The following is a 19756-nucleotide window of genomic DNA, read 5'->3' on the forward strand; positions in this document are numbered from 1 at the left end:
CGCAACTTCGCCGCGCGGCCAAGCGAGCGATCAGACCGTGGATGAAGGCGATTCCATCCACAATCCCTTCCCCAGCCCGGCATATCGTCCACAGCCTGTGGATAACGGGGACAACCGGCGCCGAATCCGCCGCTTCGCGAGGGCGACCCCCGCGTCAAGCTGTTGGCATTTCCGGGGCGAACGCATAAGCCCCGCAACTCACCCGCCATCATCATCAACAATCCCTTTAAGAATCTCTTAATAGGAAGAAGGAACGGTCGCCGATCGTGGACAAGCCGCTGCTCAGCGTCCTGAAGGGCCATCGTCAGGCCCGCCCCCCGATGTGGCTGATGCGACAGGCGGGACGGTATCTGCCGGAATATCGCGCACTGCGGGCGGAGAAGGGCGGCTTCCTGGCGCTCGCCACCGATCCGGTCGCCGCGGCCGAGGTGACGATGCAGCCGATCCGCCGTTTCGGCTTCGACGGGGCGATCCTGTTCTCCGACATCCTGATGGTGCCGTGGGCGCTGGGCCAGGACCTGTCGTTCGGTGCCGGTGAGGGCCCGCGGCTGGTCCCTGCGCTGGTCGATCATGCGTTGGCGACGCTCGCAGCAGTGCCGGAGCGGCTCGACCCGGTCTATGCCACCGTGCGCGGCGTCGCGGCCCAGCTGCCCGCGGGCGTCACCTTCCTGGGGTTCGCCGGATCGCCGTGGACCGTCGCGACCTATATGGTCGCCGGGCAGGGCAGCCGCGACCAGGAGGTGACGCGGACGCTCGCCTATCGCGATCCCGCCGCGTTCGACGCGATCGTCGATGCGATCGTGGCGATGACGATCGACTATCTGGCGGCGCAGATCGCCGCGGGGGTGGAGGCGGTGCAGCTGTTCGACAGCTGGGCGGGCAGCCTGTCGCCCGACCAGTTCGACCGCTGGGTGGTCGCGCCCAACCGCCGCATCGTCGAGGGGCTGCGCGCGCGCTGCCCGGGCGTACCGGTGATCGGCTTTCCGAAAGGGGCGGGGGGCAAGCTGCCCGCCTATGCCGCCGGGACCGGGGTCGACGCGATCGGGCTGGACGAGACGGTCGACCCCGCCTGGGCCGATGCCGTCCTGCCCACCGGGCTGCCGGTGCAGGGCAATCTCGATCCGCTGGCGCTGCTGGCCGGGGGCGAGGCGCTGGACCGCGGGATCGACCGCGTGCTGGCGGCGTTCCCGGAACGGCCACACGTCTTCAATCTGGGCCACGGGATCGGGCAGCATACCCCGATCGCGCATGTCGAGCGCCTGCTGGCGCGGGTAAGGGGTGAGGAATGATGGCCGGTTTCCTGGGCGCCACCTATGACTGGGTGAAGGCCGCGCATGTGATCTTCGTGATCTTCTGGATGGCGGGGCTGTTCATGCTGCCGCGCTATCTGGTCTATCATCAGGAAGGGATGGGCGATCCGGCCGAGGCGGCGCGGTGGGTCGATCGCGAGACCAAGCTGCGCCACATCATCCTGACGCCGGCGATGATCGTCGCGTGGGTGCTGGGCCTCGCGCTGGCGTTCAACGCGGGGATTGCGGACGGCGTGCCCGGGCTGGGATGGCTCCATGCCAAGCTGGCGCTGGTGCTGCTGCTGTCGGCGTATCACGGCTGGGCGGTCGGCTATGCCAAGAAGCTGGCGCGCGGGCAGGCCACCGTCGCCAACCGCACGCTGCGGATGCTGAACGAGGTGCCCGCGATCGGCGCGGTGCTGATCGTCGTACTGGTGATCGTGAAGCCGTTCTGAGGGGCCGGGGCGACCAAGGCGCTTGACTAAGGGAGGCGCGAATCCTACGTCGCGCCCACGGCGCAGACGGGTCCCCGGCGCGTCGCCTCCTCTACAGCTTCGTTTCTCGAGCGTTCTCCATCGCCGGCCGAGCTTCCCCTGACACCCCGATCATATCGGACACCCGTAGATGCATCTGAAAGACCTGAAGAAGAAGGCGCCGGCCGAGCTGGTGCAGCTGGCCGAGGAACTCGGTGTCGAGGGCGCCTCGACGCTGCGCAAGCAGGACCTGATGTTCGCCATCCTGAAGGTGCAGGCCGAGAACGGCGAGCAGATCATGGGCGAGGGCACGATCGAGGTGCTGGCCGACGGCTTCGGCTTCCTGCGGTCGGCGCAGGCGAATTATCTGGCCGGGCCGGACGATATCTATGTCAGCCCCAACCAGGTGCGTAAGCACGGGCTGCGCACCGGCGACACTGTCGAGGGCGAGATCCGCGGGCCGAAGGACGGCGAACGCTATTTTGCGCTGACCCGCCTCACCAGCGTGAATTTCGAGGACCCCGACCGGGTTCGCCACCGCGTCAACTTCGACAACCTGACGCCGCTTTATCCCGATCAGCGGCTGAAGATGGAAATCGAGGATCCCACGATCAAGGACAAGTCGGGCCGCGTGCTCGACGTCGTCGCCCCGATCGGCAAGGGCCAGCGCTGCCTGATCGTCGCCCCGCCGCGCGTCGGCAAGACGATCATGATGCAGAATATCGCCAAGGCGATCAGTGCGAACCACCCCGAGGTGTTCCTGATCGTCCTGCTGATCGACGAGCGGCCCGAGGAAGTCACCGACATGCAGCGCACGGTGAACGGCGAGGTGGTGTCGTCCACCTTCGACGAACCGGCGACGCGCCACGTCCAGGTCGCCGAAATGGTGATCGAGAAGGCCAAGCGGCTGGTCGAGCACAAGAAGGACGTGGTGATCCTGCTCGACAACATCACCCGTCTGGGCCGCGCCTACAACACCGTCGTCCCGTCGTCGGGCAAGGTGCTGACCGGCGGCGTCGACGCCAATGCGCTGCAGCGGCCGAAGCGCTTCTTCGGCGCGGCGCGCAACATCGAGGAAGGCGGGTCGCTGACGATCATCTCCACGTCGCTGATCGACACCGGCAGCCGCATGGACGAGGTGATCTTCGAAGAGTTCAAGGGCACCGGCAACGCCGAGATCGTGCTGGACCGCAAGGTGGCGGACAAGCGCATCTTCCCGGCGATCGACGTGGGCAAGTCGGGCACCCGCAAGGAAGAATTGCTGGTCGAGAAGGGGCAGCTGTCCAAGATGTGGGTGCTGCGCCGCATCCTGATGCAGATGGGCACCGTCGACGCGATGGAATTCCTGCTTGGCAAGATGAAGGATTCGAAGACCAACGAGGATTTCTTCGATTCGATGAACCAGTGATCGGATGCAGCCGGCGCCATGCTGGCGCAGGCCGCATCGGTCCGGCCGGCGGGTGCGCCGTATGGCGCACCCGATCGACGACGCGGGCTTCGCCCGCGGCACCGTGGGGCGGTGCGTTCGCGCTGCTCCAGCGGTAGCATTCCACGCCCGGAACGTTATGCCGGCCCGCATCATTGAAGCCGTTCGACGTCGGGAGTCACGTTCTTGAGCCTCATCGCCACGCTTGCCGCTGCCGCTGCTGCCGCGCCCATTCAGGGGCCGGGATCGCTGGGCGACATCTGGCAGCATATCGTCGCCGATTTCTCGAACCTGTCCGATCCCGCCGCGCTGGCGGCGTTTGGGTCGGTGCTGATGATCGATCTGGTGCTGGCGGGCGACAATGCGATCGTCGTCGGTGCGCTGGCGGCGGGTCTGCCGTCCGACCAGCGGCGCAAGGTGATTCTGATCGGCATCGGCGCAGCACTGGTGCTGCGCATCCTGTTCGCGCTGATCGTCACCTGGCTGATGGGGATCGTCGGGCTGATCTTCGCCGGGGGGCTGCTGCTGCTATGGGTCAGCTGGAAATTCTGGCGCGAGATTCGCGCGGGCGCACATAACGAGGGGTCGGCGGAGATCGCCGGCGACGAATCCTCGGGGCTGAAGCCGGCGAAGAGCTTCGCCGCCGCCGCCTGGGCGGTCGCGGTCGCCGACGTGTCGATGAGCCTCGACAACGTGCTGGCGGTGGCAGGCGCGGCGCGCGAACATCCCGGCATTCTGGTGATCGGCCTGCTGCTGTCGGTGGCGCTGATGGGGCTGGCAGCCAATTTCATCGCGCGGATCATCAATCGCTATCGCTGGATCGCCTATGTCGGCCTTGCCGTGATCGTCTTCGTCGCGTTCCGCATGATCTACGAAGGCTGGGTGGGTGCCGAGACGACGCCGGGGCTGGTCACGCTGTTCAGCTGAACGGGCGGACATTCGCGGGTTCAGTGCGCGTTCAACGCGGTGCCCGTATCACTCGGGCCGGTAATAGTCGGAGACCGCATGTCGAAGTTCCTCCTGCCGCTGGCGGCGGCGACGGTGATCGTCGCCCCCGCCGCCACGGCGCAGACCAATCCCGATCTGGCCGCGGTGCAGCGGCACCTGTCGGGCGTCGAATCGATGACCGCCGCGTTCAGCCAGACCGATCGCAACGGCCAGGTGCTGACCGGCACGCTGACGCTCAAGAAGCCGGGCAAGATCCGCTTCCAGTATCAAAAGGGTGTGCCGTTGCTGATCGTCGGTGACGGCAAGGCGTTGACCTTCATCGATTATTCGGTGCGGCAGGTGCAGCGCTGGCCGATCGGCAATTCACCGCTGGGCGTGCTGCTCGACCCGAAACGCGACATCACGCGCTTTGCCAAGATCGTGCCGTCTAACGCGCCGGGTGTGGTGTCGGTCGAAGCCTATGACCCCGGCCGTCCGCAATATGGGCGGATCACCTTGGTGTTCGCGCGGCAGGCAAGCGCGCCGGCGGGGCTGATGCTGCAGGGGTGGGTCGCGCTGGACAGTCAGGGCAACCGCACGACGATCCGGCTGAGCGACCAGAAGTTCAACGTGCCGGTCGACGACGCGGCGTTCCGGTGGACCGATCCGCGGCGGCAAGGGCGCGCCGGCTGAACGGTTACTGCCAATTCCGTTCATCGGGGCGACAGCTGCACTTACCTAAAAGCAGCGTGCGGTCGCGGGGCCGTTTCGGGATTTTCCCCCTGTTGCCCGACCCCCCCGCTTCCCGCCTGCGTGACGAACGCCAGGTCGGCCCTCGCTCCTTGCCCCCGGAGCGAGGGCCTTTCCATGCCGGGCACACGGCTTGTCGATGAACCGTCCCCGGTCTAACCATCGCGGCGTGAAGATCGTCTCCTGGAACATCAACTCGGTCCGTTTCCGCCTCGACATCGTCGAGCAGTTCCTGCGCGAGGTGCAGCCCGATGTGCTGTGCCTTCAGGAAACCAAGGTCGTGGATGCCGACTTCCCGGTCGCGGCCTTCCATGCGCTCGGTTACGATCACGTCCTGTTGCACGGCCAGCGGATGCACCACGGCGTCGCGATCGTCAGCCGCGTGCCCGTGGAGGCCGACGACCGGCTCGACTGGCAGGCGAATCGCGAGGCGCGGCACCTGGGGGTGCGGTTGGCGGGCGGGGTGCGGCTGGAGAATGTCTATGTCCCCGCCGGCGGTGACGTCCCCGACCGCGAGGTGAACCCGAAATTCGGGCAGAAGCTGGATTTTGTCGAGCGGATGACGCGCTGGTCCGAAACGCTCGACTGCCCGACGATCCTGACCGGCGATTTCAACATCGCCCCGCTGCCCAGCGACGTGTGGAGCCACAAGGCGCTGTTGAAGGTGGTCAGCCATACCCCGATCGAGGTCGAGGCGCTCGACCGGTTGAAGGCATCGAACGACTGGGTCGACCTGGGGCGGCATTTCCACCCCGCGCCGGCGCGGCTTCATACCTGGTGGAGCTATCGGTCACCCGACTGGACCAAGAACGACCGCGGGCGGCGGCTGGACCATATGTGGGCGACGGGCGACGTGGCGAAGACCGCGACCGCCCATACCGTGTTCGAGGCGTGCCGCAGCTGGCTGAGACCATCGGACCATGTGCCGATCATGACCGAGTTCGCGTGGTGAGCGACGCGCGCGCCGCGGCCCGCGCGATCGACGCGATGCGGCGCGGCTGGCCGATCGCCATCGCGGCCCCGGGCGAGGCGCCGGTGACGATGCTGGCGATCGAGACTGCCGATGCCGGGCGGCTGGCGGTGTTCGGTGGCGATTATGCGCTGCTGATCTCCAGCGGGCGGGCCGAGACGCTCAAGCTGACCAACCAGCGCGCCGCCGCCGACCCCGACCTGCCGGTGGTGATCGAGCGTGCGCCGTGGTTCGACATGGCGACCGCGACCGCGCTGGCCGATCCCCAGCTCGATCTGGCCACCCCGCTCAAGGGGCCGTTCCGTACCGTGCCGGTCGATCGTCCGCGCGCGCTGGCGGCGGCGTTGCGGCTGGCGCGGGTCGCGGGGCTGCTGCCGGCGTTCTTCATCGATGGTGACGCGGCGCCGGAGGTGACGGTCGACGTCGCCGATATCGACGCGCACGAGGATGCGGTGCGGTTGCAGATCGCGGTGCGCGCGCGTCTGCCGGTGGCGCAGGCCGAGGATGCCGAGATCGTCGCGTTCCGCTCGCCCGAAAGCGCCGACGAGCATGTCGCGCTGGTGATCGGCGCGCCCGACGGCAATGCCCCGCTGGTGCGGCTGCACAGCGAATGCCTGACGGGGGACGTGCTGGGCAGCCTGAAATGCGATTGTGGGCCGCAGCTGGATGCCGCAATCGCCGCGATTAAGGCGTCGGGTTGGGGTATCCTGTTGTATCTGCGTCAGGAAGGGCGCGGCATCGGGCTGGTCAACAAGCTGCGCGCCTATGCGTTGCAGGACCAGGGGTTCGACACGGTCGACGCCAATACGCGGCTGGGCTTCGCGATCGATGCGCGCGATTTCGGCGTCGCGGCGCGGATGCTGAAGCTGCTGGGGCAGGAGCGGGTGCGGCTACTGACCAACAATCCCGCCAAGGTCGCCGGACTGGAGGCGGCCGGGGTCGCGGTGGCCGAGCGGGTCCCGCATTCGCTGCCGCCGAACCCGCACAACGAACGCTATCTGGCGACCAAGCGCGACCGCACCGGCCACCAGCTGTAGTCAGCTGAGCAGCGCCGCTACCTCGTTGAAATCACGCGCGATCGCATGGACGCCGATCGCGCGGAGTCGGTCGGCATGGTCGGGCGCGCAATGCGAGCCGGCGACCAGCCCGATGACGAACGCGCCGCTCGCCACCGCGCCGGTCGCGCCGACGGGCGAGTCCTCGATGATCGCGCAGCGTTCGATCGGGACGCCCAGCCGCTCGGCGCCGAGCCAGTAGAGATCGGGCGCGGGCTTGCCGTTGGCGACATGCTCGGTGCCGGAATAGAGGTGGTCGCCGAAGACGTCGGCGATGCCCAGATGATCCAGGTGGGTGCGGATCCAGTGCACCCGGCTGGACGAGACGACCGCGCGCGGCAGGTCGGCGGGGAGCGAGCGCACGAAGCGCACTGCGCCCGCAACTTCCTCGATTCCCTCGACAAGGCAGCGTTCGTTCTCGGTCACGCGGGCGTCGTGGAAATCATCGGGGACGGGGCGGCCCAGGAAGCCTTCCATCTCGCGCAGGAAATCCGCGCCCGAGCGGCCCATGAAGCGCGCCATCGATTCCTTGGCGCTGATCGGGTGGCCGATCGCGGTGAGATAGCCGGCGATGTGGCGGTTGCCGCTTGCCTCGCTTTCGATCAGCACGCCGTCGAAATCGAACAGCAAGGCGGCGAAGCGGGGGGCGGTCATGCGCGCGCCCCGAACAGCGCGGAGCCGACGCGGACGTGCGTCGCGCCCAGCGTGACGGCGGTATCCAGATCGTCCGACATGCCCATGCTCAACCCCGTAACTCCTTCGTCGCGCGCGATTTTTGCCAGCAGTGCGAAATATGGCGCGGCGTCCAGCCCGGCGGGCGGGATCGCCATCAGCCCCGCCACCGGAAGCGCCGCGGCGCGCGCCTCGGCCAGCAGGGCGGGGAGGTCGGCGATCGCGCAGCCGCCCTTCTGCTCCTCCATGCCGATATTGACCTGGACGAAACAGGCGGGGCGGCGGCCGGTCGCGTCCATCGCGCGCGCCAGCGCGGCGATCAGCGAGGGGCGGTCGACGCTGTGGACCGCATCGGCGATCGCGACCGCATCACCGGCCTTGTTCGATTGCAGCTGGCCGATCAGGTGGAGCCGCGCGTCGGGGAATTCATCACGCAATTCCGGCCACTTGGCCTGCGCCTCCTGGACGCGGTTCTCGCCGAAATCGCGCTGGCCGAGCGCCAGGAACGGGCGGATCGCGGCGGCGTCATGGGTTTTGGAGACGGCGATCAGCGTCGCCTCGGCCGGGTCGCGGCGGGCGATGCGCGCGGCGCGGGCGATGCGGTCGCGGATCGCGGACAGACGGTCGTCGGGGGTCATCGGGGGCGCTATACGGGCGGGGATGCGCGCCCGCCACCCCATCCCGACGCCGATCCCGACACGCTGGCTGATGACCGACGAACGGCTGGGGGAGGGGCTGTGGCGCGCCCTGGAGCGGTTGCCGCGCGGCGGCGGCGTGGTGTTTCGCCACTATCGTACCCCGGTGCGGGAGCGGCGCGCGCTGTTCCGGCAGGTGGTGCGGGTGGCGCGGCGACGGCATCTGACCGTGGTGGGGGCCGGCCCACGCGGGCTTTCGGGTGCGGACGGAACGCACCAAAGCGTTGCATTCGGCGTGGTGACGTGGTCGGTCCACAATCGCCGGGAGGCGGTGCGCGCACGCCGCGCGGGCGCCGACGTGCTGTTCGTGTCGCCGATTTTCGCGACACGATCGCATCCGGGGGCGCGCGCGAAAGGCCCGCTGCGCGCACGGTTGGCGGCGGGGCGCGGCGCCGGCGTGCTGATCGCGCTGGGTGGGATGGACGAAACGCGGTTCCGGCGCGTCAGGCCGCTGGGATTCGCCGGTTATGCCGCGATCGATGCGTGGAGCCGCTAGCCCCGACGCGTGACATCAGAAGCGGAAGGCAGTGCCCACATAGACCGCCTGGCTGTCGCGGCGATCGTCGTCGAGGCGGGCGAGCCGGTCACGTTCGGTCTTGAGCCGCATCCCGGCGGTCAGATCGATATTGCGGGTGAGCGCATAGCTGCCGCCGACATCCAGCGAATAGCTGGACGGTTCGCTGACCGCACGCACGGTGCCCGGCAGCGCGCGATCAGCGCCGGCGCTGATCCGCCCGGTCCATTTGTTGCCCGAATAGCTGAGCGCGACGTCCCCTGCCTCCCGGCTGCCCGGGACGGGGCCGAGATCGACCTTGGCGAGATCGCCCGACACCGCGAACCGCTTCCACCCGACGGCGACGCCCAGGTTGTAGGCGATCGGCGCCACGCCGACGGTCGGCGCGCTGGCGGCGTAGCGAGTCGAGTCGCGACCCGCCGATGCCGAACGCGCGCGGACCGCGACGGTGACCGCGCGGTTGCCGTTGCGCGCCTCTGACGGGGTGAAGTGGAAATCGCCGCCGTCCAGCCCGCCGCGCGCGAACAGCGCGGCCAGTTTCGGATCGGCGGCGGAGGGGGTGAAGGAACCGGCGATACGCGGCGTCGTCACCGATTTGCGCGGCGCGCGGACGCTGGTGTCAGCCGCGCCGATCGCCGGCACGGCCGCCACCGCGGCGACCAGAGCGGCCGCGGTCATTCCAACAGCGATGTGGCGCGCATATGCCACGAATCGAACCCATCCCCTTTTGCCCCGGCGTCATATACCGGACGACATGAAGGCGGGGTAACAGGAATCGGTTCCTTGTCCATCGCCGCCGGCACGCTTTTCGACAGGCTGTTGCATCATGTCCACAATGTGGCGTGCTTGCGGGGGGCGGAGGGCGCGGGTACTAGCGAAGGCATAGACGAGATTTCCTGAAGGACGATGCCGATGTTCCGCCCCTCGCGTACCGCGGTTGCGCTGTGTGCCGCTCTTGCCCTGGCCGCCTGTGGCGGCGGGCGCGGCGCCCGCCCGCAGGGCGATATCGCCGCGTCGAAGGTGACGACGATCGGCGTCAACAGCTATCTGTGGCGCGCCACGCTGGACACGCTGAGCTTCATGCCGCTGGTCCAGACCGATTCCAACGGCGGCGTCATCGTCACCGACTGGTACGTCAACCCGCAGCTGCCGACCGAGCGGATGAAGCTGACCGTGTCGATCCTGGACCAGGACCTGCGCGCCGATGCGGTGCGCGTCGCCGCGCTGCGCGAGGTGAACCGCGGCGGCCAGTGGGTGGCCGCCCCGGTCGAGGCGGCGACGACGCAGAAGCTGGAAGACATCATTCTGACCCGTGCACGCGACCTGCGCCGCGGCGCGATCACCGGCTGAGGCGGGCGACCACGCGACCATGGCATCCCGTTTCAACGCCCTGAAGGCGGACGCGCACTGGCAACAGGTGTGGGACGAGGCGCGCACCTTCGCCGCCGACGACCATAGTGCCAGGCCCAAGACCTATGTGCTGGAGATGTTCCCCTATCCGTCGGGGAAGATCCACATGGGGCACGTGCGCAACTATACGATGGGCGACGTGCTGGCGCGGTATCGCCGGATGACCGGGCACGAGGTGCTGCACCCGATGGGCTGGGACGCCTTCGGCATGCCGGCTGAAAATGCCGCGATGGAAAAGAAGGTGCATCCCGGCACCTGGACGCGCGCCAATATCGGCACGATGAAGGCGCAGCTCAAACGGCTGGGCTTCGCGCTGGACTGGACGCGCGAGCTGGCGACGTGCGAGCCGGATTATTACGGCCACGAACAGGCGCTGTTCCTCGATTTCTACCAATCCGGCCTCGTCTATCGCAAGGAGTCGGCGGTCAACTGGGACCCGGTCGACATGACCGTGCTGGCCAACGAACAGGTGATCGACGGGCGCGGCTGGCGCTCCGGCGCGCTGGTCGAGAAGCGCAAGCTGAGCCAGTGGTTCCTGAAGATCACGCAGTTCGCCGATGAATTGCTCGACGGGCTGGGATCACTGGAACATTGGCCGGACAAGGTGCGGCTGATGCAGGAGAACTGGATCGGCAAGAGCCAGGGGCTGCAATTCCGCTTCGCGCTGTCGGACGGCGGCAGCGTCGAGGTGTTTACGACGCGCCCCGACACGATGTTCGGCGCCAGCTTCGTCGCGGTCGCCGCCGATCACCCGATCGCGCAGGCGGTGGCGGCGGGCAACCCGGACGCGGCGGCGTTCATCGAACGCTGTAAGCAAGGCGGAACCACCGCCGCCGAACTGGAAACGCAGGAAAAGCTGGGGTTCGACACCGGGCTGACCGCGACCCATCCGCTCGGCGCGGGCGAGCTGCCAGTGTATATCGCGAACTTCGTGCTGATGGAGTACGGCACCGGCGCGGTGTTCGGCGTGCCCGCGCACGACCAGCGCGATTTCGACTTCGCGACCAAATACGCGCTGCCGATCCGCCGCGTGGTGTCGGACGGCGACAAGCCCGACCCCGACTTCCGCGAGCCGGAGGCCTATACCGGGCCGGGGACGCTGGTGAATTCGCACTTCCTGGACGGGATGGACGTCGAGGACGCCAAGCGCGCAGTGATCGCGCGGGCCGAGGATGGCGGCTGGGGCAAGGGCTCGACCGTCTATCGCCTGCGCGACTGGGGCGTCAGCCGCCAGCGTTACTGGGGCACGCCGATCCCGATCATCCACTGCCCGACGTGCGGCGAGGTGGCGGTGCCGCGCGAGCAATTGCCGGTGACGCTGCCCGATGACGTCACCTTCGACGTGCCGGGCAATCCGCTCGACCGGCACCCGACGTGGAAGCATGTGGCGTGCCCGCACTGCGGCGGTGAGGCGCTGCGCGATACCGACACGCTCGATACGTTCGCCGATTCGTCGTGGTATTTCATCCGCTTTGCCAGCCAGCCCAAGGACCGGCCGTTCGATCGCTCGGTCGCCGAAAGCTGGCTGCCGGTGGCGCAATATATCGGCGGGGTCGAACATGCGATCCTGCACCTGCTCTATGCGCGCTTCTGGACCCGGGCGTTGCGGCATGTCGGGCTGATCGACCTGGCCGAGCCGTTCACCGGGCTGTTCACGCAGGGCATGGTGACGCACGAGACGTACAAGGCCGCGGACGGGCGCTGGCTGGCGCCCGACGAGGTACGCGACGGCGTGGAGATCGCGGGCGGCGGCGCGGTGACGGTCGGCCGCGTCGAGAAGATGTCCAAGTCGAAGAAGAACACCGTCGATCCCGAGCCGATCGTCGATCAGTATGGCGCGGATGCGGTGCGGTGGTTCATGCTTTCCGACAGCCCGCCCGAGCGCGACCTGGAATGGAGCGAGAACGGCATCGAGGGCGCGTGGCGCTTCGTCCAGCGGCTGTGGCGCTTGTTCGACGGCGAGGCTTCCGGCGCGACGGGCAGCGACGCGGCGCTGGACCGCAAGCTGCACCAGACGATCGCGGGCGTCGGCGCGGATATCGAGGCGCTGTCGTTCAACAAGGCGGTCGCCAAGCTGTACGAACTGACCAGCGCGATCGAAAAGGCCGCGCCGTCCGCGTCGCGCGACACCGCGATCGCCACGCTGATGCGGCTCGTGGCGCCGATGGTGCCGCATATCGCTGAGGAAGCCTGGGCCGCGCGCGCGCAGGGCGGGTTGATCGCCGATACCGAATGGCCGGCGGTCGACCCGGCGCTGCTGGTCGAGGATGAGGTGACGATCGCGATCCAGGTCAACGGCAAGCTGCGCGAGACGCTGACGCTGGCGAAGGGGCTGCCCAAGGACGAGGTCGAGGCTGCGGCGCTGGCGGTCGACAAGATCGTCCGCGCGCTGGACGGCAACGCGCCGCGCAAGGTGATCGTGGTGCCCGACCGGCTGGTCAACGTGGTCCTGTGATGCGCGGCGCGCTTCTCCTGATGCCGTTGCTGCTGGCGGCGGGCGGGTGCACGTTGCAGCCGCTGTACGCCGGCGGTGCGGCGGGGCCGGTCGCCGCCTCGCTGTCGGGGATTGAGGTGGCGCCGATCCAGGGCAAGGCGGGCTGGCTGGTCGCCAACGCGCTGCGCGACCGGCTGGGTGCGATGGGCGGCGCACAGGGCGGGGGCGCGGCGCGCTATCGGCTCAACGTCGTGCTCGACGACCAGATCATCGGCCTTGGCGCGCGCGCCGACGATGCGGTGTCGCGCGAGCGGCGGACGCTCCGCGCGCGCTTCCAGCTGATCGAGGCGGGCAAGGGCACCGTGGTGCTCGATGCGACCGCCGGATCGGATGCGGGAATCGACGTGGTCGGTTCGGAATATGCGACGATCGCGGCGGAAAGCACCGCGCTGGAGCGATTGTCGGACACGGTCGCCGAACAGATCGTCGGGCGGCTGGCGCTGTATGCGCGGCGCACGCAGGCGACAGCCGGGGCGACCGCCGGAACCGCGGCGGGTACGCCCGCGCCATGAAGGTGACCGAGCCGCGGCTGACGGCTGCGCTCGACCGGCCGCCGGCGGATATCCGGCTCTACCTGCTCCACGGTCCCGACGAATCGACCGCGATGGCGTTCGCCGCGCGGCTGGGCAAGGCGCTGGGCGCGGGGGCGGAGCGTGTCGACCTCGACGGCGCGACGCTGCGCGGCGATCCGGCACGGTTGAGCGACGAGGCGGCGGCGATCTCGCTGTTCGGCGATGCGCGCTGGATCCGCGTGACCGGGGCGGGGGAGGAATCGGTCGAGGCGGTCGAGGCGCTGCTGGCGGCGGAGCAGGCGGGCAATCCGGCGGTGATGATCGCCTCGAGCGTCAAGGCGACCGGCAAGCTGGTGAAGGCCGCGATCGATTCGGATCGCGCGATGGCGTTCGCCTGCTATCCGCCGAACGCGCGCGATGCCGGCGCGGTGGTCAACGATCTGGCGCGCACGCACGGGCTGCGGATCGCGCCGGCGGCGGTGCAGCGGATCGTCCGCGCCGCGGACGGCGACCGCGCGGTGATGGCACGCGAGGTCGAGAAGCTGGCGCTGTACGTCGATGCCGCGCCCGACCGGCCCGCCGACGCGGATGAAGCGGCGCTGGACGCGATCGGTGCCGACATTGCGGAGGGCGAGATCGGCGAGATCGTGCTGGCGGCGACCGCGGGCGAGGTGGCGGTGCTGGTCGAGGCGCTTCGGCGGATGAACGGCGCGGATGCCTCGCCGATCCCGATCCTGCGCGCGCTCGGGCGACGGCTGGTGACGCTGGCGGAGATGCGTGCGGCGGTCGAGGGCGGGGAGGGCATCGATCAGGTGATGAAGCGCCACCGCGTCTTCTGGAAGGAAGAGGCCGCGACAGCGGCGGCGGTGCGCAAGTGGAAGCTGGCCGATCTGGTCGCCGCGCAGGCGGCGGCGCGGCGCACCGAGCGCGAGGCGATCGCGCTGGGGCCGGCGGGGCGCGTCGCGGCGGACGCCTTCCTGCTGCGGCTGGCGCGGCGGGTGGGCTAGATCCGCTCCCCGCTCAGCCGCTGGCAGACCATGTCGAGCTGGTCGAGCGTGCTGTAGTCGAGCGTGATCGAGCCATGGCCTTCGGGATGGAAGGCGATGTGCACCTTCAGCCCGAGAAGGTCGGCGAGCTGGCGTTCCAGCGCCTCGATATCGGCGCTGCCGGTAGCATGATCCGAAAAGCCCGCACGGCGTGGTGCCGAACCGCCGGAGCCGCCGCGCTTGACGTCAGCGGCGAGCTTCTCGGTCTGGCGGACCGACAGGCCCTGCGCCACCACCTGGTCGGCGAGCGCCATCGGATCGGCCGCGCCCAGGATCGCGCGGGCGTGCCCCATGGTCAGCGCCCCCTCCACGACGCGGGCCTGGATTTCGGCAGGAAGATCGAGCAATCGCAACAGGTTGGCGACATGGCTGCGCGATTTGTGGACCGCCTTGGCCAGTGCCTCCTGCGTGTGGCCGAATTCGTCGAGCAGCCGCTGATAGGCCTGCGCCTCCTCGATCGCGTTGAGATCCTGCCGCTGGATATTCTCCAGAAGAGCGATCTGCAGCGTTTCGCTGTCGGAATAGTCGCGGACGACGACCGGCACCTCGTGGAGACGCGCGCGCTGCGCCGCGCGCCAGCGGCGTTCGCCGGCGACGATCTGGTAATCATGGCCGTGGGGGCGGACGATGATCGGCTGGATCACGCCGCGCTCGGCGATCGAGGCGGCGAGTTCCTCCAGCGCGGCTTCGTCGAAATGGCGGCGCGGCTGGCCGGGGTGGGGGGCGATCGCGCTGACCGGTATCATCCGCACCGCGCCGCGCGCCGGGCCGTCGGCGGCGGTATCGCGTTCGTCGCGGGCGACGTCGCCGAGCAGCGCGTTGAGGCCGCGGCCGAGGCCGCTGCGGTTCCGGCGGGCGTCGGTCATGCTACTTCCTTCTCTCTCGGTAGCCGCTGGAGCACTTCGCGCGCGAGGGCCATATAGGCCTCCGACCCGCTGCAGCGATGATCGTAGATCAGCGCGGGCAGGCCGTGGCTGGGCGCCTCCGACAGGCGCACGTTACGCGGGATGACGGTGTCGAACACCACCTTGCCCAGCACCGCGCGCACGTCGTTCGATACCTGATCGGTCAGGCGGTTGCGGCGATCGTACATGGTCAACGCGACGCCGAGTATCGACAGCGACGGGTTGAAGCGCGCACGGATCCGCTCGACGGTGTTGAGCAGCTGGCTCAACCCCTCCAGCGCGAAGAATTCGCATTGCAGCGGCACCAGCAAGGCATCGGCGGCGACCATCGCGTTGATCGTCAGCAACCCGAGCGAGGGCGGGCAATCAATGAGGACGATGTCCCAGCGATCCTCCGCCAGCTCCATCGCGCGATACAGGCGGTGGGTGCGCTGATCGAGTTCGACCAGCTCAATCTCCGCGCCGGACAGATCGACGGTGGCGGGGACGATATCGAGCTTGGGGATGCTGGTGGGCACGGCGGCGGGGACCAACCCATCGCGTTCGATCAGCACATCATAGCTCGACCGGCCGCGCTGTGCCTGCGCAATGCCTAGCCCGGTCGAGGCGTTGCCTTGCGGATCGAGATCGATCAGCAGGACGCGATGCCCGGACGCGGCCAGCGCGGTGGCGACGTTGATGGCGCTGGTGGTCTTCCCCACGCCACCCTTTTGATTGGCCACGGCGATGCAGAACATCAGCGGGTCACTCCCTTGCCGAGGATGATCGACGATTCAGGATCGGTGAGACTCTGTTCCACGTGAAACAATCCCTGCCACTCACGCCGTAGTGTTTCAAGGTCCGACCGCCCCGAGCGGCCGCGCGGGAGGATATAAAGCGTGCGCTGGTCGCGGACGTGACGGGTCATGTCGACGATATCGTCGAGTGAGGCGACCGCACGCGCGGAGATCACCCCGAAGCGCGCGACCGGGATCGTTTCGACCCGCGACTGAACAACCGTGACGTGATCTAGGCCCAGTGCCGCCGCGCTGTCCGATAGAAATTTGGCCCGCTTGGCGCGCGGCTCGACCAATGTGGTCGGCGCGTCCCGCAGCATCGCCACCACGATGCCGGGGAAGCCCGCGCCGGTGCCTACGTCCAGCCATGCCCCGGCGACACCATCGACATGGGCGAGCAGTTGCGCCGAATCGAGCAGGTGGCGCACCCAGATATGCGGGATCGTGGAGGGCGAAATAAGGTTCTGGCGCGCCGTTTCCTCCACCACGATCGCGGCGAAGGCGGCAAGCCGATCGACGGCGGCGGCGCCGTGGCGCTCGGCGATCCAGGCGCGGGCGTCGTCTTCGCTCGCGATCATGCGGACTTCCTTGCGTGCAGCCACAGCGCAGCGAGCGCTGCGGGGGTGACGCCCCGCACCCGCGACGCCTCATCGAGCGTCGTCGGGGCGGCGGTGGTCAGGCGTTCGATCATCTCGTTCGACAGGCCTGCGATCGTGTGGAGGGCGGCGCCGGTCGGGATGGCAATCGCGCCGTCACGGCGCATCCGGTCGATCTCCTCGGCCTGCCGGGCAAGATAGGGGGCGTAGCGCGCGTCCTCCTCGACCTCGCGCGCGATGTCGGGGTCGACCTCAGATACCGCCACCTGGCCGGCGCGCAGGTTGTCGCGTTGCCCCATGCGGCGCGCAACATGGGCGCGGCGTTGCTCGCTAAGACAGTTGGCGGCCTCACCGAGCGCGGACAGGCGCGTCTCGGCATTGTCGGCGCGCAGCGCGAGGCGATATTCGGCGCGAGCGGTGAGCATCCGATAGGGTTCGCTGACCCCTTGCAGTACCAGATCGTCGATCATCACGCCGACATAGGCGCTGGCGCGATCAAAGATGACGGGCGCGTCGTCGCGCGCAACGGCGGCGGCGTTGAGCCCGGCGATCAGTCCCTGCGCGGCGGCTTCCTCATAGCCCGTGGTGCCGTTGATCTGCCCGGCGCAGAATAGGCCGGGCAGGGCGGCGAGCGCCAGCCGGTGGTCGAGCGCGCGCGGATCGAGGTGATCGTATTCGACCGCATAGCCGGGGACGGTGATGACCGCGCGCTCCAGCCCCTCGACTGAGCGGACCATCGCGATTTGCACGTCGGTGGCAAGCGAGGTGGAAATGCCGTTCGGATAGACGGTGGTGTCGTCGAGTCCCTCCGGCTCCAGAAATATCTGATGCCCGTCGCGATCGCCGAAACGGTGGACCTTGTCCTCGATCGACGGGCAATAGCGTGGTCCCTGACCCTCGATCGCGCCGGAGAAGAGCGGCGAATTGTCCAGCCCGGCGCGGATGATATCATGGGTGGCGATGTTCGTGCGGGTCACCGCGCAGGCCAGTTGCGGCAGGCGCGGGCCATACGTCATCGGCGACATGCGCCACGGGTCGTCGTCGGAGGGCTGGGGGGTCAACCGCGCCCAGTCGATCGTGCGACCGTCGAGGCGCGGCGGAGTGCCGGTCTTGAGGCGGCGCATGGGGAGGCCGAGCGAGCGGAGCTGTTCGCCAAGTTCGAGCGCCGGGCGTTCGCCGACGCGCCCGCCGGCCTCGCGCTCGCTGCCGCGATAGATGCGGCCGCCGAGGAAAGTGCCGGTGGCGAGAACGACGGCGGGTGCCGTGATCGTGCTGTTGTCGGCGAGGCGGACGCCGGTCAGGCGATCGTGGTCAAGCGTCAGCGCCGCCGCCTCGCCCTCGACGATTGTAAGGTTGGGGGTGGCGGTGAGCAGGTCGTGGATGGCCGCGCGATAGCGGCGGCGGTCGGCCTGGATGCGCGGCCCCTGGACGGCTAGCCCCTTCGACCGGTTGAGCATGCGATAATGGATCGCCCCGGCATCGGCGGCGCGTGCCATCAGTCCGTCGAGCGCGTCGACCTCGCGAACGAGATGGCCTTTGCCCAGTCCGCCGATCGAGGGATTGCACGACATGGTGCCGATCTGCGCGCCGGACTGCGAGAGCAGCGCCACGCGCGCGCCGCGGCGGGCGGCAGCGGCAGCCGCCTCCGTGCCGGCGTGCCCGCCGCCAACGACGATCACATCAAACTGTTTCACGTGGAACATCTATTTCCCGAGGCAGAAGCGGCCGAACAGCGCGTCCAGCATCGCCTCCGTAGCGTCCCGACCAAGTAGCCCAGCGAGCGGGCGGGTGGCAACGCGCAACTGCTCGGCGACGATCAACAGGTCACTGGTCCTCGCGGCAAGATCAAGCGCGGCGGCGGCATCGGCAAGCGCGTCACGCTGGCTCTGGCGAAGCGCCATATCGCCGTCGATCGCCAGCATCATGCGTGCGCGATCGGCAAGCAATGCCCATAGCGCCGCCACCGTATCGGGCAGGCGCGCCGATACGGCAAGGTCGGCGTCGTTAGAGCCCGTGTCGGGGAGGTCCGCTTTCCCGGCGAGGATGACCGCGCCTCGCGGAGCCACGGCGGGGGCACCCATCCACAGCAGCATATCGGCGCTGGCGATCGCGGCGGCGGCGCGGTCGATGCCGATGCGCTCGACCTCATCATCGGTCGCCTCGGCCAATCCGGCGGTGTCGGTGAGGCGGTAGGGAATGCCGTCGCGCATCACCGCGGCTTCCAAAATATCCCGCGTGGTGCCGGCGATCGGGGTGACGATCGCGGCGTCGCGATCGACGAGCGCGTTGAACAGTGACGACTTGCCGGCATTGGGCGGGCCGGCGATGACGACCCGGATACCGTCGCGCAGCCGCTCGACGCTGGGCGCGGCGAGCGTGGCGTGCCACTCGGCGAGCAGCGCGGAGATCGCGGGGGCGGGATCATAACCGCCGGCATCCTCGACATCGGCTTCGTCGGCGAAGTCGAGTTGAGCCTCGACCCGCGCGGCGATAGCAGACAGTCGGTCGAGCCAGCCGGCCACGGCGCGGCCGACCGCGCCCTCCGCGGCGGCAAGGGCGGTGCGGCGCTGCGTCTCGGTCTCCGCCTCCAGCAGATCGGCCAGCCCCTGCGCCTGCGCCAGGTCGATGCGGCCGTTCTCCAGTGCGCGGCGCGTGAATTCACCGGGGCGGGCCGGGCGCAGCCCCGGGAGCGCCGCCAGCGCATGCTCGACTGCGGCGACCACCGCGCGTCCGCCGTGGCAATGCAGTTCGACCAGATCCTCGCCGGTCGCCGTGGCGGGGCCGGGAAAGTAGAGGACCAGCGCGCGATCGAGCGGGGCGCCGGCCGCATCGCGCACGGTGCGCAGCGAGGCGCGGCGGGGCGGGGGGCAGCGCCCGGCGAGCGCCTCCGCCGCGGTACGGGCCGCCGGGCCGCTGATGCGCAGCACCGCGATCGCGGCGGGCGGGCGGCCGCTCGACAGCGCGAAGATCGTGTCGCTCACCCCGCGGGCTTGCCGGTGCTCGCGGCGAACAGCGACCGCCACATATCCATCCCGGCGTCGTTCATCGGCGCCCAGCTCTTGAGCATCGCGCCGACGATCTCGGGGCCGATCGTGCCGTTCTCGACGGCGTCCTGCATCTTCGCCAGATAGCGGTCGTGCAGCGGCGTCAGATCCGGCAGGCCCATCATGCGCCGCGCCTCCTCTGGGGTACAATCGACCTCGATGGTCACCTTCATGCGCATTGATCCCTTGAGCGCGCCCGTCG

At 69.1% G+C, this 19756-nt stretch carries 21 protein-coding genes; 12 read left to right on the top strand and 9 right to left on the bottom strand.

From position 1 onward, the window contains the following. Positions 1-266: 266 nt before the first annotated feature. From hemE to ribA, 7 genes are all read left to right on the top strand, one after another. Positions 267-1289, top strand: coding sequence for a uroporphyrinogen decarboxylase (hemE, locus tag COA17_RS09235; RefSeq protein ID WP_096611883.1), 1023 nt, complete (start codon positions 267-269; stop codon positions 1287-1289). After that, positions 1289-1744, top strand: a complete 456-nt coding sequence (locus COA17_RS09240; protein WP_096612244.1) for a CopD family protein — start codon at positions 1289-1291, stop codon at positions 1742-1744. The genes hemE and COA17_RS09240 overlap by 1 nt, the downstream gene beginning before the upstream one ends. Positions 1745-1913: 169 nt before the next feature. Next, positions 1914-3170: a transcription termination factor Rho gene (rho, locus tag COA17_RS09245; protein WP_096611885.1), complete on the top strand. Its 1257-nt coding sequence runs from the start codon at positions 1914-1916 to the stop codon at positions 3168-3170. A 204-nt stretch (positions 3171-3374) separates the two neighbouring features. Then, complete coding sequence (locus COA17_RS09250; protein ID WP_096611886.1) at positions 3375-4115, top strand: TerC family protein; 741 nt, start codon at positions 3375-3377, stop codon at positions 4113-4115. A gap of 78 nt (positions 4116-4193) precedes the next feature. Beyond that, positions 4194-4808 carry a LolA family protein gene (locus tag COA17_RS09255; RefSeq protein ID WP_096611888.1) on the top strand — a complete coding sequence of 205 codons (615 nt, stop codon included), beginning with the start codon at positions 4194-4196 and terminating at the stop codon, positions 4806-4808. 226 nt (positions 4809-5034) lie between these two features. Continuing rightward, positions 5035-5817: an exodeoxyribonuclease III gene (locus COA17_RS09260; protein ID WP_096611890.1), complete on the top strand. Its 783-nt coding sequence runs from the start codon at positions 5035-5037 to the stop codon at positions 5815-5817. Positions 5818-5852: 35 nt separating this feature from the next. After that, on the top strand, positions 5853-6872 hold the full coding sequence (ribA, locus tag COA17_RS09265) for a GTP cyclohydrolase II (RefSeq protein WP_176484863.1): 1020 nt from the start codon (positions 5853-5855) through the stop codon (positions 6870-6872). On the opposite strand, the gene COA17_RS09270 is transcribed toward ribA, so the two are convergent. Both COA17_RS09270 and COA17_RS09275 read right to left on the bottom strand, forming a co-directional pair. After that, positions 6873-7544 carry an HAD family hydrolase gene (locus COA17_RS09270; RefSeq protein ID WP_096611894.1) on the bottom strand — a complete coding sequence of 224 codons (672 nt, stop codon included), beginning with the start codon at positions 7542-7544 and terminating at the stop codon, positions 6873-6875. It abuts the gene before it with no gap. Continuing rightward, positions 7541-8200, bottom strand: a complete 660-nt coding sequence (locus COA17_RS09275; protein ID WP_096611896.1) for a YggS family pyridoxal phosphate-dependent enzyme — start codon at positions 8198-8200, stop codon at positions 7541-7543. The genes COA17_RS09270 and COA17_RS09275 overlap by 4 nt, the downstream gene beginning before the upstream one ends. A gap of 22 nt (positions 8201-8222) precedes the next feature. Here COA17_RS09275 and COA17_RS09280 point away from each other — a divergent pair, with 22 nt between their 5' ends. Continuing rightward, the gene (locus tag COA17_RS09280; protein ID WP_096611898.1) at positions 8223-8753 is read left to right on the top strand and encodes a thiamine phosphate synthase; all 531 of its coding nucleotides are present in this window, start codon (positions 8223-8225) and stop codon (positions 8751-8753) included. 15 nt (positions 8754-8768) lie between these two features. On the opposite strand, the gene COA17_RS09285 is transcribed toward COA17_RS09280, so the two are convergent. Further along, positions 8769-9449, bottom strand: a complete 681-nt coding sequence (locus tag COA17_RS09285; RefSeq protein ID WP_066487928.1) for a hypothetical protein — start codon at positions 9447-9449, stop codon at positions 8769-8771. A gap of 234 nt (positions 9450-9683) precedes the next feature. On the opposite strand from COA17_RS09285, the gene COA17_RS09290 reads away from it, so the two are divergent. The 4 genes from COA17_RS09290 to holA are packed head-to-tail and all read left to right on the top strand — an operon-like array spanning position 9684 to position 14194. Then, entirely contained in the window at positions 9684-10121 is a 438-nt protein-coding gene (locus COA17_RS09290) for a DUF3576 domain-containing protein (RefSeq protein ID WP_066487970.1), read from the top strand. Positions 10122-10140: 19 nt separating this feature from the next. After that, positions 10141-12636, top strand: a complete 2496-nt coding sequence (gene leuS, locus COA17_RS09295; RefSeq protein ID WP_096612246.1) for a leucine--tRNA ligase — start codon at positions 10141-10143, stop codon at positions 12634-12636. Next, the gene (gene lptE / locus COA17_RS09300) at positions 12636-13187 is read left to right on the top strand and encodes an LPS assembly lipoprotein LptE (protein ID WP_096611900.1); all 552 of its coding nucleotides are present in this window, start codon (positions 12636-12638) and stop codon (positions 13185-13187) included. Before leuS ends, lptE begins: the two co-directional genes overlap by 1 nt. After that, a complete protein-coding gene (gene holA, locus COA17_RS09305; protein ID WP_066491138.1) occupies positions 13184-14194 on the top strand; it encodes a DNA polymerase III subunit delta in 1011 nt (336 codons plus the stop codon). The genes lptE and holA overlap by 4 nt, the downstream gene beginning before the upstream one ends. Here holA and COA17_RS09310 read toward each other — a convergent pair. Genes COA17_RS09310 through COA17_RS09335 form a run of 6 tightly spaced genes read right to left on the bottom strand, consistent with a single transcriptional unit; the run spans position 14191 to position 19727 of the window. Then, entirely contained in the window at positions 14191-15099 is a 909-nt protein-coding gene (locus tag COA17_RS09310; RefSeq protein WP_066491136.1) for a ParB/RepB/Spo0J family partition protein, read from the bottom strand. The genes holA and COA17_RS09310 overlap by 4 nt on opposite strands. Continuing rightward, complete coding sequence (locus COA17_RS09315; RefSeq protein WP_066491134.1) at positions 15096-15875, bottom strand: ParA family protein; 780 nt, start codon at positions 15873-15875, stop codon at positions 15096-15098. Before COA17_RS09315 ends, COA17_RS09310 begins: the two co-directional genes overlap by 4 nt. Next, positions 15875-16492, bottom strand: a complete 618-nt coding sequence (gene rsmG / locus COA17_RS09320; RefSeq protein WP_096611902.1) for a 16S rRNA (guanine(527)-N(7))-methyltransferase RsmG — start codon at positions 16490-16492, stop codon at positions 15875-15877. The genes COA17_RS09315 and rsmG overlap by 1 nt, the downstream gene beginning before the upstream one ends. Then, on the bottom strand, positions 16489-18213 hold the full coding sequence (mnmG, locus tag COA17_RS09325) for a tRNA uridine-5-carboxymethylaminomethyl(34) synthesis enzyme MnmG (protein ID WP_096611904.1): 1725 nt from the start codon (positions 18211-18213) through the stop codon (positions 16489-16491). The genes rsmG and mnmG overlap by 4 nt, the downstream gene beginning before the upstream one ends. Next, the gene (gene mnmE / locus COA17_RS09330) at positions 18214-19491 is read right to left on the bottom strand and encodes a tRNA uridine-5-carboxymethylaminomethyl(34) synthesis GTPase MnmE (protein ID WP_096611906.1); all 1278 of its coding nucleotides are present in this window, start codon (positions 19489-19491) and stop codon (positions 18214-18216) included. Continuing rightward, the gene (locus COA17_RS09335) at positions 19488-19727 is read right to left on the bottom strand and encodes a DUF6489 family protein (RefSeq protein WP_066491125.1); all 240 of its coding nucleotides are present in this window, start codon (positions 19725-19727) and stop codon (positions 19488-19490) included. The genes mnmE and COA17_RS09335 overlap by 4 nt, the downstream gene beginning before the upstream one ends. Between the last annotated feature and the right edge of the window lie 29 nt (positions 19728-19756).

The sequence above is a fragment of the Sphingomonas ginsenosidimutans genome (assembly GCF_002374835.1).
GTDB lineage: Bacteria > Pseudomonadota > Alphaproteobacteria > Sphingomonadales > Sphingomonadaceae > Sphingomonas > Sphingomonas ginsenosidimutans.

Bases quoted from the DNA above. Each gene is read 5' to 3' on its own strand.
- COA17_RS09240 (WP_096612244.1), top strand. From the start codon at position 1,289: ATGGCCGGTTTCCTGGGCGCCACCTATGACTGGGTGAAGGCCGCGCAT.
- rho (WP_096611885.1), top strand. From the start codon at position 1,914: ATGCATCTGAAAGACCTGAAGAAGAAGGCGCCGGCCGAGCTGGTGCAG.
- COA17_RS09255 (WP_096611888.1), top strand. From the start codon at position 4,194: ATGTCGAAGTTCCTCCTGCCGCTGGCGGCGGCGACGGTGATCGTCGCC.
- ribA (WP_176484863.1), top strand. From the start codon at position 5,853: ATGCGGCGCGGCTGGCCGATCGCCATCGCGGCCCCGGGCGAGGCGCCG.
- COA17_RS09270 (WP_096611894.1), bottom strand. From the start codon at position 7,544: ATGACCGCCCCCCGCTTCGCCGCCTTGCTGTTCGATTTCGACGGCGTG.
- COA17_RS09275 (WP_096611896.1), bottom strand. From the start codon at position 8,200: ATGACCCCCGACGACCGTCTGTCCGCGATCCGCGACCGCATCGCCCGC.
- COA17_RS09280 (WP_096611898.1), top strand. From the start codon at position 8,223: ATGCGCGCCCGCCACCCCATCCCGACGCCGATCCCGACACGCTGGCTG.
- COA17_RS09285 (WP_066487928.1), bottom strand. From the start codon at position 9,449: ATGACCGCGGCCGCTCTGGTCGCCGCGGTGGCGGCCGTGCCGGCGATC.
- COA17_RS09290 (WP_066487970.1), top strand. From the start codon at position 9,684: ATGTTCCGCCCCTCGCGTACCGCGGTTGCGCTGTGTGCCGCTCTTGCC.
- leuS (WP_096612246.1), top strand. From the start codon at position 10,141: ATGGCATCCCGTTTCAACGCCCTGAAGGCGGACGCGCACTGGCAACAG.
- lptE (WP_096611900.1), top strand. From the start codon at position 12,636: ATGCGCGGCGCGCTTCTCCTGATGCCGTTGCTGCTGGCGGCGGGCGGG.
- holA (WP_066491138.1), top strand. From the start codon at position 13,184: ATGAAGGTGACCGAGCCGCGGCTGACGGCTGCGCTCGACCGGCCGCCG.
- COA17_RS09310 (WP_066491136.1), bottom strand. From the start codon at position 15,099: ATGACCGACGCCCGCCGGAACCGCAGCGGCCTCGGCCGCGGCCTCAAC.
- COA17_RS09315 (WP_066491134.1), bottom strand. From the start codon at position 15,875: ATGTTCTGCATCGCCGTGGCCAATCAAAAGGGTGGCGTGGGGAAGACC.
- rsmG (WP_096611902.1), bottom strand. From the start codon at position 16,492: ATGATCGCGAGCGAAGACGACGCCCGCGCCTGGATCGCCGAGCGCCAC.
- mnmG (WP_096611904.1), bottom strand. From the start codon at position 18,213: ATGTTCCACGTGAAACAGTTTGATGTGATCGTCGTTGGCGGCGGGCAC.
- COA17_RS09335 (WP_066491125.1), bottom strand. From the start codon at position 19,727: ATGAAGGTGACCATCGAGGTCGATTGTACCCCAGAGGAGGCGCGGCGC.